General features: G+C 68.2%; 12 protein-coding genes. All 12 read left to right on the forward strand.

Going from position 1 to position 12,102, the window contains the following annotated elements:
- Positions 1 to 527: 527 nt before the first annotated feature.
- The 12 genes from H587_RS0103690 to trpA all read left to right on the forward strand — a co-directional run bounded on the left by H587_RS0103690 (position 528) and on the right by trpA (position 11,973).
- Positions 528 to 1,328, forward strand: a complete 801-nt coding sequence (locus tag H587_RS0103690) for a 2-amino-3,7-dideoxy-D-threo-hept-6-ulosonate synthase (protein WP_027175121.1) — start codon at positions 528 to 530, stop codon at positions 1,326 to 1,328.
- A gap of 1 nt (position 1,329) precedes the next feature.
- Positions 1,330 to 2,301: a 3-dehydroquinate synthase II family protein gene (locus H587_RS0103695; protein ID WP_027175122.1), complete on the forward strand. Its 972-nt coding sequence runs from the start codon at positions 1,330 to 1,332 to the stop codon at positions 2,299 to 2,301.
- A gap of 1 nt (position 2,302) precedes the next feature.
- Positions 2,303 to 3,415: a prephenate dehydratase gene (pheA, locus tag H587_RS0103700; protein WP_027175123.1), complete on the forward strand. Its 1,113-nt coding sequence runs from the start codon at positions 2,303 to 2,305 to the stop codon at positions 3,413 to 3,415.
- Positions 3,416 to 3,423: 8 nt separating this feature from the next.
- Complete coding sequence (gene aroA / locus H587_RS0103705) at positions 3,424 to 4,770, forward strand: 3-phosphoshikimate 1-carboxyvinyltransferase (RefSeq protein WP_027175124.1); 1,347 nt, start codon at positions 3,424 to 3,426, stop codon at positions 4,768 to 4,770.
- Complete coding sequence (locus H587_RS0103710; RefSeq protein WP_027175125.1) at positions 4,763 to 5,536, forward strand: prephenate dehydrogenase/arogenate dehydrogenase family protein; 774 nt, start codon at positions 4,763 to 4,765, stop codon at positions 5,534 to 5,536. The genes aroA and H587_RS0103710 overlap by 8 nt, the downstream gene beginning before the upstream one ends.
- An 80-nt stretch (positions 5,537 to 5,616) precedes the next feature.
- Positions 5,617 to 7,032 (forward strand): anthranilate synthase component I family protein, encoded by a 1,416-nt coding sequence (locus H587_RS0103715; protein WP_027175126.1) that lies wholly within the window; start codon positions 5,617 to 5,619, stop codon positions 7,030 to 7,032.
- Positions 7,013 to 7,597, forward strand: a complete 585-nt coding sequence (locus tag H587_RS0103720) for an anthranilate synthase component II (protein WP_027175127.1) — start codon at positions 7,013 to 7,015, stop codon at positions 7,595 to 7,597. The genes H587_RS0103715 and H587_RS0103720 overlap by 20 nt, the downstream gene beginning before the upstream one ends.
- 10 nt (positions 7,598 to 7,607) lie before the next feature.
- Complete coding sequence (trpD, locus tag H587_RS0103725) at positions 7,608 to 8,603, forward strand: anthranilate phosphoribosyltransferase (RefSeq protein WP_027175128.1); 996 nt, start codon at positions 7,608 to 7,610, stop codon at positions 8,601 to 8,603.
- Complete coding sequence (locus H587_RS0103730; RefSeq protein WP_027175129.1) at positions 8,596 to 9,375, forward strand: indole-3-glycerol-phosphate synthase; 780 nt, start codon at positions 8,596 to 8,598, stop codon at positions 9,373 to 9,375. Before trpD ends, H587_RS0103730 begins: the two co-directional genes overlap by 8 nt.
- The gene (locus H587_RS0103735) at positions 9,372 to 9,998 is read left to right on the forward strand and encodes a phosphoribosylanthranilate isomerase (protein ID WP_027175130.1); all 627 of its coding nucleotides are present in this window, start codon (positions 9,372 to 9,374) and stop codon (positions 9,996 to 9,998) included. Before H587_RS0103730 ends, H587_RS0103735 begins: the two co-directional genes overlap by 4 nt.
- Positions 9,999 to 10,015: 17 nt before the next feature.
- Complete coding sequence (gene trpB / locus H587_RS0103740) at positions 10,016 to 11,179, forward strand: tryptophan synthase subunit beta (RefSeq protein WP_027175131.1); 1,164 nt, start codon at positions 10,016 to 10,018, stop codon at positions 11,177 to 11,179.
- A gap of 26 nt (positions 11,180 to 11,205) precedes the next feature.
- Positions 11,206 to 11,973 carry a tryptophan synthase subunit alpha gene (gene trpA, locus H587_RS0103745; RefSeq protein WP_027175132.1) on the forward strand — a complete coding sequence of 256 codons (768 nt, stop codon included), beginning with the start codon at positions 11,206 to 11,208 and terminating at the stop codon, positions 11,971 to 11,973.
- Positions 11,974 to 12,102: the final 129 nt, after the last annotated feature.

Here is a 12,102-nt window from a genome sequence, read left to right on the forward strand (position 1 = left end):
CTCCTTGAAAGGTGCGGGATGGTTGGGCTGGGGGAAAGCAATCGCCGGGCCAATGCTGTATTTGTTTGAATTAATTGATCTAAACTTATAAACACCCGCCTGGAGCATTCAAAAATGTAAAAATAATAACAATCGTGTTAGGCTTTATATTAAATAAATGCTAAAAATGTAAAAAAATAATGAAACAATTTCTGTTATGAGGCGATGGAGGTCGATAAAAGGCAAAAAAGTACGAATACAATATTTTTTCGATGGATTTTGAGAAAAGTGTTGACACCCCGCCCGAAGCTGGGATAGCCCATTGCGTATGAACTTCTCCAAGCCGCAAGCCAACAGCTTTTTTACCTATTGGTATTATTGGCGCACCCGCGCTTGCGGTCACGGGAGAGGTGCACTGTAGACAAGGGTTTTCTACAGACAACCAAGCCTCTTCAGACAGGGCCGCGGGCGCAAGCCGGCGGCCCTTTTTTGTTCGGCCGCCGGGGCTCCCGCTCCCGAAAGGGGCGAGAAACAGGAGGGACAGGGGTATGCATCTGGGCAAATCCATCCGATTGGAACGCATTTTCGACCGTGAGACCCAACGGACCATCGTGGTGCCCATGGATCACGGCGTCACCGTGGGCCCCATCAAGGGCCTGGTGGACATGCGCTCGGCCGTCTCGGCCGTGGCCGACGGCGGGGCCAACGCCGTGCTCATGCACAAAGGCCTGGTCCGTTGCGGCCACCGCAACCGCGGCCGCGATATCGGCCTCATCGTGCACATCTCCGCCAGCACCACGCTTTCGCCTTTCCCCAACGCCAAGGCCCTCTGCGCCAGCGTGGAGGACGCAATCCGCCTGGGCGCGGACGGCGTGTCCGTGCACGTGAACCTGGGTGACGAGACCGAGCCGACCATGCTCCACGACCTGGGCATGATCGCCTCCCGGGCCAACGAGTGGGGCATTCCCCTGCTGGCCATGGTCTACGCCCGGGGACCGAAGATCACCGACGAGTTCGACCCCGAGGTGGTGGCCCACTGCGCCCGCGTGGGCATGGAGCTGGGCGCGGACGTGGTCAAGGTGCCCTACACCGGCGACCCCGAAACCTTCTCCCGGGTGGTGGCCTCCTGCTGCATCCCGGTGGTCATCGCGGGCGGTCCCAAGCTCGACAGCACCCGCTCTTTCCTCGAGATGGTCCGCGACTCCGTGGCAGCGGGCGGCGCCGGACTCTCGGTGGGCCGCAACGTCTTCCAGCACAAGGATCCGGGAGCCTTGACCCGCGCGCTGCGCGGCGTGGTCCACGAGAACATGCCCGTGGACGAGGCCCTGGCCATCGCGGGCGAGGCGTAGCATGAAAACCATCGTCTTCAAGGCCCTGCCGTTCGACAAGACGCTGCTGACCCTGGCCCTGGAGTCCGGCGTGGACGCGGTGCTCGCCGACGCCGACAAGGTCGAGGACGTGCGCGCCCTGGGCCGTGTGCGGGTGCTGACGCCCGAGGAGCTGCCCTCCCTGGCGCTCGACTCCAAGACCGACGAGGAGGAGGCCGTGCGCCGCCTCAAGGCCGGAGAGCAGTTGGCCCTGGCCAAGGGATGGGAGATCATCCCCGTGGAGAACATCCTGGCCCAGGTTCCGGACGTGGCCCTGGAGGTGGAGTCCCTGGACCGGGCGCGGCTGGCCGCCGGCATCCTGGAGCGCGGCGCGGACGTGCTCGTGGTCCTGCCCGAGGCGGCCAGGGAGCTGAAGGCCATCGTGCGCGAGGTCAAACTGTCCCAGGGCACGATCCCCTTGGTTCCGGCCGTGGTCACGGAGATTCGTCACGCCGGGCTCGGCCACCGGGTCTGCGTGGACACCATCTCCATGCTGAAGCGGGGTCAGGGCATGCTGGTGGGCGACTCCAGCGCCTTCACCTTCCTGGTGCATGCCGAGACCGAATCCAACCCCTACGTGGCGGCCCGGCCCTTCCGGGTCAACGCCGGGGCCGTGCATGCCTATTGCTCCCTGCCCGGGGACAAGACCTGCTACCTGGAGGAGCTTGCCGCCGGGCGCGACGTGCTCGTGGTGGACGCCTCGGGCGAGACGAGCATCGCCACCGTGGGACGCCTCAAGGTCGAGGTCCGGCCCATGCTGCTCATCACGGCCAAGGCCGGGGAGCGGACCGGGCACGTCTTTCTGCAGAACGCCGAGACCATCCGCTTGACCAAGCCCGGCGGCGAGCCCGTGAGCGTGGTCACGTTGCGCGAGGGCGACGAGGTGCTCGTGCGCACGGACGAGGCGGGACGGCATTTCGGCATGCGCATCCGCGAAGACATCAAGGAAGGCTGACATGGACCAGGCCACGGACAAGAACGCCGGCGGACTGGCCGACCTGCGCGAACGCATCGACGCCCTGGACGGGCGGATAGTGGACCTGCTCAACCAGCGGGCGGCCATCAGCTTGGCCGTGGGCCGCGTCAAGTCCGACGCCCAGGAGCAGATATTCAAGCCCTTCCGCGAGAAGGATCTCTTGACCCGTCTGGTGCGCGACAATCCCGGGCCGCTGCCCGAAAAGCACCTGCGGGCCATCTATCGCGAAATTCTTTCCTCCTCGCGGACCCTGCAACGCCCCGAGCGGGTGGTCTTCCTCGGACCCGAGGGCACGTTTTCGCACCTGGCCGCCCAGGAATACCTGGGACATTCGGCCCAGCTCACACCCAAGACCACGTTCGAGGAAATCTTCCGGGCCGTGAGCGAGGGCGCGGCCGAGTTGGGCGTCATCCCCCTGGAGAACTCGCTCCAAGGCACCGTGGGCCAGAACGTGGACCTTTTCATGCAGTACCCGGTCCACATCCAGGCCGAGCTGTATTGCCGCATCAGCCATTCCCTCATGAGTCGGGCCGTTTCCCTGGACAAGGTCACCAGCGTCTCCTCGCATCCCAAGGCCCTGGAGCAATGCATGCATTGGCTCACCGAGCATCTGCCCAAGGCCCGCCTCGTGCCCGAGAACAGCACGGCGGCCGCCGCCGAACAGGCCGCCCGCGACGACTCCGGCGCGGCCGTGGTGGGCAGCGCCCAACTGGCCGCCATGCACGGACTGAACGTCCTGGCCGAGCACATCGAGGACCTGCCCGACAACTGGACGCGCTTCCTGGTCATCGGCAGCGCCCCGAGCCAGGGCGGCAACCGCGACAAGACCTCGATCCTGTTCACCACCCCGGACCGTCCCGGGGCCCTGGCCGAGGTGCTCAACACCCTGGCCGTGCGCGGCATCAACCTGACCAAGCTGGAATCTCGGCCATTTCGGGGCGAACGCTGGAAGTACGTGTTCTTCGCCGACGTGGAATGCGACCTGTCCAAGGCCGAGTACGACTCCGTGCTTGCCCAACTGCGCGACAAGTGTCACACCCTGCGGGTTCTCGGTTCCTATCCGGCCGGGCCCCATCTCGAAACCATGGGCTAGGGGGGGAGATGCGCGACGTCACCGTCCAGGCTCCGGCCTCCAAGTCCATGTCCCACCGAGCGCTCATCGCGGCGGCGCTGGCCCCGGGCGAATCCCTGGTGAGCGGCCTGCTCGACAGTCAGGATATCCGCCGCACCCGGGCCTGTCTCGCGGCCTGCGGCGCGACCTTCGAGGAACGCGCCGGCGGCTTGGCCGTGCGCGGCCTGCCCGACGGCCCCCGGGGCGGCACGGCCGACAGCCCCGCGGACATGAACGTGGGCGAGTCCGGCACCACCTGTCGCCTCCTCGCCGGAGTCCTGGCCGCGGGCAAGGGTTTCTTCCGCGTGCATGGCGAGGGCCGCATGCACGATCGGCCCATCGGCGAGGTCTTCCGGGCCCTTGCCGGTCAGAACGTGAGTGTGCGCTACGAGCGGAAGGAGGGCTATCCGCCCCTGGTGCTCGGCACGGACGGCCTGCCCGGCGGCGCTTTGTCCATCTCCCTGGAGGAGAGCAGCCAGTATCTTTCCGGCCTGCTCCTGGCCGCGCCCCTGGCCAAGGCTCCCTGCCTGCTGGGCGTGATCGGGAGCAAGGTCGTGTCCTGGCCTTATGTTGCCCTGACCCTCCAGGCCATGGAGGACTTCGGGGTTCCGGCGGAGATCGAGCTTCTGACGAACGGGGCCTGGATTCCGGCGGCCCACGGTCGGCCGGTCTCGGCCGAACCGGGGAAAATCCGCTTCCAGGTTCGGCCGGGAACCTACCGCGCGCGTTCCTACGCCGTGGAGGGCGACTGGAGCAACGCCTCCTACTTCCTGGCCGCCGGGGCCCTGGGGCCCAACGCGGTGCGCGTTGCGGGGCTGCGGCCGGACTCGCTCCAGGGCGACCGGGCCATCCTGGACATCCTGGCCCGCATGGGCGCCCGGGTGTCCTGGGACGGCGGCGCGGCGCTCGTGGCCCCGGCCGAGGGCGGGCTGCGCGGAGCGGATCTGGACATGGGCCAGTGCCCGGACCTGGTGCCCACCGTGGCCGTGGCGGCGTCCATGGCCCGGGGCGCGACCACCATCCGCAACGTGGCCCATCTGCGCATCAAGGAGTCCGACCGCTTGGCCGCCCTGGCCACGGAAATCACCCGCGCGGGCGGCGGCGCGGAACTCCTGTCCGACGGCATCCGCGTCACGCCCGGCGCGCTCGCGTCCGGACGTGAGGTCTCTTTCCTCACTTACGGCGACCACCGCATGGCCATGAGCCTCTCGCTTTACGCCCTGGGTGGAATCCGTTCCGTGCTGGACAATCCGGGCTGCGTGGCCAAATCCTTCCCCGGCTTCTTTGGACAGTGGGAGCCGGTGGTGGCAGCCGCCAGGGAGGTTGGCCGTGACTAGGGAAATCCGCAGTCTGGCCCTGATCGGGGCCAGCGGGCAGATGGGCGGGCTGTTCGCGGCCGGGGCTCGCGACGCCGGGATGGACGTGCGGCCACTGGGCCGTCCGCTGACCCCGGACCGGGTGCGCGCGGCCGTGCGCGGCGTGGACCTCGTGCTTCTCTCCGTGCCCATCAACCGAATGAACGCGACCCTGGACGCGGTGGTCCCGGAGATGGACCAGGAGACGATCCTGGCCGACCTCTGCTCGGTCAAGGTCCAGCCCCTGAAGCAGATGCTGGAGGCCCATCGCGGGCCGGTGGTGGGAACCCATCCCCTGTTCGGTCCGGTGCTGCCCGAGGGCTTCGAGCCCCGGGTGGCCGTGGTCCGGGGGCGCGGCGAGGGGGCGGCCGAGGCCGTCACGGCGTTCTTCCGGCGGCTGGGCCACGCGCCCTTCGACTGCACCGCCGAGGAGCATGACCGGGCCCTATCCGTGATCCAGGGGCTCAACTTCACCACCACGGTGGCCTACCTGGCGGTGCTGCGCGAGGTGGACCCGGACCGCCGCTTCCTGACGCCTTCGCTGCGGCGGCGTCTGGACTCGGCACGCAAGATGCTCACCGAAGACCGGGAGCTGTTCGGCGTCATCGCCGAGTCCAATCCCTTCAGCCAGGAAGCGGTGCGCCGCTTCCGCACGTTTCTCTCCCTGGCGGCGGGGGGCGATCTCGATCTGCTGGCCGACCAGGCCGGTTGGTGGTGGCGTGGTACAATGGAAGCGGGGCGAGAGTAAGCGAACACTTACACGGCAATGGAATACAGGCCGCGCCCCGCAAGGGACGCGGCTTTTTTTTTCAGCGAACCGGAGGACACATGGAGAGCATCCGTTTACGACAGCATGGGCAATGGCTCCCGGCGGACGTGCAGACCCCCATCAGCCTCTATCTGAGTCTGGTGGGCGACCGGCCCGGGATTCTGCTGGAGAGCGCCGAGGTGGACGGGCGGCTGGGCCGCTTCAGCCTCATGGCCTGGGATTTCCGCCTGCGCCTGGCTCCCCGGGACGGACGGCTGGCCCTGGAGATCGGCGATCCCCGTCTGGAGGGCCTGCGTGACCTGGAGGGCCTGCCCTACCTGGAGGGCGTGCGCCGAGCCATGTCGCGCCTGGATCTGCTGTCGGACGAGTCCGTTGGCGAACTCCCGGCCCTGACCCGGGGACTGTACGGCTACTTCGGCTACAACACGGCGGGCATGTTCGAGCCCGCCCTGGCCGGGTCCGTGCCTCCGGTCGAGGCCGAGGCCTGCCTCGTGCTGGCCGGGCGGGTGGTGCTCTTCGATCATCTGCGCCATCGTTGCTGTTTCCTGAGCCTGGACGAGGGCGCCCGGCCGGAGGCGTTGCCCGTGAGCCTGGAGAACGGCCTCGGCGGCTGCCCCGACGAGCCGGAAGCCGCGCCGGGACGTGAGGAGTACTGCGCGGCCGTGCGCCGGGCCAAGGAGCTCATCACCGAGGGCGAGGGCATCCAGATCGTGCTCTCCACCCGCTTCTCCGTGCCCGCGCGCGAGGACGGCTTCTCCATCTACCGCCGCCTGCGCCAAGCCAATCCCTCGCCGTTCATGTTCTTCATGCGCTTTCCCGAGGTGGTTCTTCTGGGCTCCTCGCCGGAAATGATGGTACGCTGCGAGAAGGGACGACTGGAGGTCCGGCCCATCGCCGGAACCCGGCCGCGTTCGGCGGACCCGGCGCGGGATGACGCATTGGCCGAAGAGATGCTGGCCGATCCCAAGGAGCGGGCCGAACACGTCATGCTCGTGGACCTGGGCCGCAACGACCTGGGCCGGATCGCCGCCCCGGGCACTGTGCGCGTCGAGCGTTTCATGCAGGTGGAGCGCTTCTCCCACGTCATGCACCTGACTTCCTACGTGGAGGCCCGGCTGCGGGACGGGCTGGACGCCCTGGACGTGCTCGCCTCCACCTTTCCGGCGGGCACGGTTTCCGGCGCGCCCAAGATCTGGGCCATGCGCACCATCGCGGCGATGGAGCGCCGTAATCGCGGACCCTACGCCGGGTGCATCGGCTGGCTCGGCCTGGACAAGGACGCGGTGAGCCTGGACACGGGCATCACCATCCGCAGCCTGTGGATCCGCGACGGCAAGGTCTGCTGGCAGGCCGGGGCCGGACTGGTCTACGACTCCGTGCCGGAAAAGGAATGGGAGGAGTGCAACAACAAGGCCCGGGTTCTGCGCGAGGTCATCCGGGGCAAGGAGGGCGGCGATGTTTTTGCTCATCGATAATTTCGACTCCTTCACCTTCAACCTCGTGCAGGCGTTTCAGCAGCAAGGGGCCGACCCCGTGGTGCTGCGCAACGACCGGCCCGAGCTGTTGGAACTGGCGGGGAGCGGCACGCTTTCCCGGGTCTGCATCTCGCCCGGGCCGAGCCGTCCGGAAAACGCCGGGTTCTGCCTGGAGTTCCTGGGCCGCCTGCCCGCGAGCGTGCCGGTGCTCGGCGTCTGCCTGGGCCACCAGATCCTGGGGCATTTCGCCGGGGCTCCGGTGGTGCGGGCCGAACGGATCATGCACGGCAAGACCTCCCTGGTGACTCACGACGGGGAAGGACTTTTCCGGGGCGTGCCCAACCCCCTGGAGGTTTGTCGCTACCATTCCCTGCTGGTCCTGGCCGAGCAGGCCCCGGAACGGGTGCGGATCACGGCCCGGGCGGACGAGAACGAGGTCATGGGGCTGGCCTATCTGGACCGGCCCTGGGCCGGGGTGCAGTTCCACCCCGAGTCCATCCTGACCCCCCAGGGGCCCATGCTCCTGGCCAACTTCCTGAATATCCCGGCCGCCGTGGCGGCCTGAGGAGGAACGCATGGACGGTCTGCGCGACATCTTGGAATCCCTGGCCCTGGGCCGCGATCTGAGCGGGGAACAGACCACGCTGGTTTTCGACGCGCTCATGGGCGGACAGCTGACCCCCTCCCAGGCCGGAGCCCTGCTCATGGGCCTGCGGGCCAAGGGCGAGACGCCGATCGAACTGGCCGCGGCCGTGAGCGGGGCCCTACGCCACGCCAAACTGCTGGAGGGTCTTGCCGGGCCGTGCATCGACACCTGCGGCACGGGCGGCGACGGCACATGCAGCTTCAACTGCTCCACGGCCGTGGCCCTGTTTCTGGCCGACATGGGATATCAGGTGGTCAAACACGGCAACCGGGCAGTGTCCTCCTCCTGCGGCAGCGCCGACGCGGTGGAGGCCGTGGGCCTGCCCCTGCCCAAGGAGCCCGGAGAAGCCGCGGCGGAACTGGCCCGGCGCAACTTCGTCTTCCTCTTCGCGCCGTTCTACCACCCGGCTTTCGCCAACGTGGCCCCGACCCGTCGGGAACTGGGCATCCGCACCATGTTCAACTTCATGGGACCGCTGCTCAATCCGGCCCGGCCCACGCACCAGCTCCTTGGCGTGGGCGTGGCCGGAGCGTTGGACCTCATGGCCCAGGCCCTGGCCCTGACCGGAGTGGATGAGGCCCTGGTGGTTCACGGCTTCGGCGGCTTCGACGAGCTGACCACCTTCGGCCCGGCCCAGGTGCGGCGGGTGCGGCGGGGTCGGGCGGAGCCCCTGGTGATCGATCCCCAGGTCCTGGGCCTGCCCCGGCACCGGCCCGAGGACGTGCGGGTGGACGGCAAGGAACAGGCCATCGCGGTGCTCAAGGATGTCCTTTCGGGGCGGGGAAATCCGGCCATGCGGGACATGACCGCCCTGAACCTGGCGGCTTGCCTTTCCCTGCTCACGGACAGCCCGCTGGGCGACTGCCTGCCTCGCGCGCGGGAGAAGGTCTCGGCCGGACTCTCCGGGGAGGTGCTCCATGCTTGAGCGTTTTCGCCAGGCCAAGCAGGCCGAGCTGGCCCGCTTGCGTTCGGCGGCCGAGGCCGGAGCCCTGCCCGAGCCCCTGGCCGGAGCGCGGCCCGGCTTCCAGGCGGCCTTGGCCGCCGGGGGGCCCTGCGCGGTCATCGCCGAGTACAAACGGGCCTCGCCCTCGCGGGGGACGATCAACCTCTCCCTGGAGCCAGGCGACGTGGCCCGGATGTATGCCCGGGCCGGGGCCTCGGCCCTGTCCGTGCTCACCGAGGAGGCCCATTTCCAGGGACGTCTGGAATACCTCGCGGCCATGACCGGCCCAGGGCTGCCGCTGTTGCGCAAGGACTTCCTCTTCCACCCGCTCCAGGTGCTGGAAACCGCGACCACCCCGGCCTCGGCCTTGTTGCTCATCGCGCGCATGTTCCGGGAGGCCCGTGAATTGCGCGATCTGCGGGAGATGACCGAGGGCCTGGGGCTGGAGGCCGTGGTCGAGGTCTTCGACGCGGCCGATCTGGAACTGGCCCGGGAGTCCGGGGCCGCGCTCATCCAGGTGAACAACCGCGACCTTGAGCGGCTCAGCGTGAGCCTGGACGTCTCGCGCGGCCTGGCCGGACAGCGCCGGGAGGGCGAGTTCTGGATCAGCGCCAGCGGCGTGGAGCGGCCGGAGCAGGTGCGCGAGCTGGCCTCCCTCGGTTTCGGGGCCGTGCTGGTGGGCACCTCGCTCATGTCCAGCGAGGACCCCGGCGCGACCCTGGCCGCCCTCGCGGCGGCGGGGAGGCGGCCGTGAGCGGCCCGCTGGTCAAGGTCTGCGGCATGACTCGCAGCGTGGATGTGCGCGCCTGCCGCGATCTCGGCGTGGACCTCATCGGCTTCATCTTCCACCCCAAGAGTCCCCGTTGCGTGGAGCCGTCCTTCGCGGCGGGCGTGCCCCGGGGCGGACCGCTCAAGGTCGGGGTCTTCGTGGACCAGAGCGCGGACGAGGTGAACCGGATCATGGACTTGGCCGGGCTGGACCTGGCCCAACTCCATGGCGGCCAGGATGCGGAGTTCTGCAGGGCCGTGGGACCGGAACGGGTGCTCAAGGCCCTCTGGCCCGAATCACTGGGCTCGGCCCGGGCCCTGGAGGCCGAGGCCGCCCGCTTCGCGGGCTGCTGCCGGGCCCTGCTTTTGGACGCCGGGAAGAGTGGCGGAGGGCATGGCCGTCCGATGGATTTTACGATTTTGCAACATGCTGTTTTAAAAAAAGATTGGTTCCTTGCTGGTGGTCTCGGGCCGGAGACGCTTTCGGCCGCCCTGGCGGCCTGCTCGCCCTCGGGCCTGGACTGCAACTCCGGCGTGGAGGACGCGCCGGGGATCAAGAACCGGAACAAGATCGCGGCCGTGCTGCGGCTCGTCGGTCGCAACGTGTAACGACTGGGGATGAGGTCATGAAGAAAGGCTACTTCGGAGACTTCGGCGGGCAGTTCGTGCCTGAGCTGCTCATGCCGCCGCTGCTGGAACTGGAGACGGTCCTCAACGAGGTGGTGCGCACCGACGCGTTCCGCGACCGCCTGGCCGAGGAACTGCGGGACTACGTCGGCCGTCCCTCGGCCCTGACCCGCTGCCCCACGCTCTCGGAGCGCACGGGCGTGGACATCTGGCTCAAGCGCGAGGACCTGAACCACTCGGGTTCGCACAAGATCAACAACACCATCGGCCAGGGCCTGCTGACCAAGATGATTGGCAAGGAGGTGCTCATGGCCGAGACCGGCGCGGGCCAGCACGGCGTGGCCACGGCCACGGCCGCCGCCCGCTTCGGCCTGTCCTGCGTGGTCTTCATGGGTGCGCTGGACGTGGAGCGCCAGTCGCACAACGTGCACCGCATGAAGCTCCTGGGGGCCGAGGTGGTGGCCGTGGAGTCCGGCACGCGCACGCTCAAGGACGCCATCAACGCGGCCCTGCGCTACTGGATCGCGGAGCAGCGCTCGGCGCACTACTGCTTCGGCACGGCCGCCGGACCGCATCCCTTCCCGGAGTTGGTGCATGAGTTCCAGGCCGTGATCAGCCGCGAGGCCCGGGCCCAGTTCCTGGAGCGCGCCGGGCGTCTGCCGCATGCCGTGGTGGCCTGCGTGGGCGGCGGCTCCAACGCCATCGGCATGTTCCACGAGTTCCTCCCGGACCGCGAGGTGCGGCTCATCGGCGTGGAGGCCGGAGGCTCGGGCGAGCCGGGCTGCTTCAACTCCGCGCCGCTCAACCTGGGCACCCCCGGCGTGCTCCACGGCATGCACACCCAGCTGCTCCAGACCAAGGAGGGCCAGATTCTGCCCTCGCATTCCATCGCCCCGGGCCTGGACTATCCGGGCGTGGGACCGGAGCACTCGGCGCTCCAGGCCTCGGGCCGGGCCGAGTACGGCCTGGTCAACGACGCCCAGGCCCTGGCCGCGTTCCAGGCCCTGACCCTGAGCGAGGGCATCCTCCCGGCTTTGGAATCCTGCCACGCCCTGGCCTGGGTGCTGGAGAACGCCGCCTCCCTCAAGGGCCAGAGCGTCATCGTCTGCCTCTCCGGCAGAGGCGACAAGGACCTGGACATCGTGGAGCAGAACCTCGGCTGAAACCGGAACCATACGGAGACGCACCCATGAATTCGCTTCTCACCGAGAAAATCACGGCGGCCAAGGCCGCCGGACGGCTGGGCCTCATCCCCTTCCTGCCCGGAGGCTACCCGGACAAGGCGGGCTTCTGGGACGCCCTGGCGGCCCTGGACGCGGGCGGGGCCGACATCATCGAGATCGGCATGCCCTTCTCCGACCCCGTGGCCGACGGTCCCGTGGTCGAGGCGGCCTCGCTCCAGGCCCTGGAGCAGGGCGTGAACCTGACCTGGATTCTCTCCGGGCTGGCCGAGCAACGGTCCCGGCTGAGCGCGGGCATCGTGCTCATGGGCTACTTCAACCCCGTGCTCCAGTACGGCCTGGAGCGTTTCGCCGAAGACGCGGCCAAGGCCGGGGTCAACGGCCTGATTCTTGCCGACGTGCCCTTCGAGGAGGCCGGGGAAATCCGCGCCCTCCTGGCCGCCCGGAACATCGACCTCATCCCCTTGGTGGGCCTGAATACCTCCCGGGAACGCATGAAGCTCTATGCCGGGAACGCCCGGGGCTTCGTCTACTTCGTCTCGGTGCTGGGCACCACGGGCGAGCGGACCAGCCTGCCGGACGAGGTGCGCCAGGGCCTGGCCCTGGCCCGGGAGTGTTTCGACATTCCCCTGGCCCTGGGCTTCGGCATCAAGTCCCCGGAACAGCTCAAGGAGCTGAGCGGGCTGATCGACGCGGCCGTGTTCGGGTCGAGCCTCATCCGGCACCTGGACGCGGGTGGCGACTCGGCGGGCTTCATGGCCCGCTGGACGAAATAGCGGAGTCGGCTGCCCAGAAGTCGCGCCATGCGATTTTCAGAGACCGTCGATTTTGAATCAATTTGTTTATATTTCGGAATGTTTTGATGTCTTGCCGGAAATCGTTTCGAGATCAGCAAAAGGCGGATT

Origin of the sequence: Desulfovibrio aminophilus DSM 12254, assembly GCF_000422565.1 — a bacterium.
Lineage (GTDB): Bacteria > Desulfobacterota > Desulfovibrionia > Desulfovibrionales > Desulfovibrionaceae > Aminidesulfovibrio > Aminidesulfovibrio aminophilus.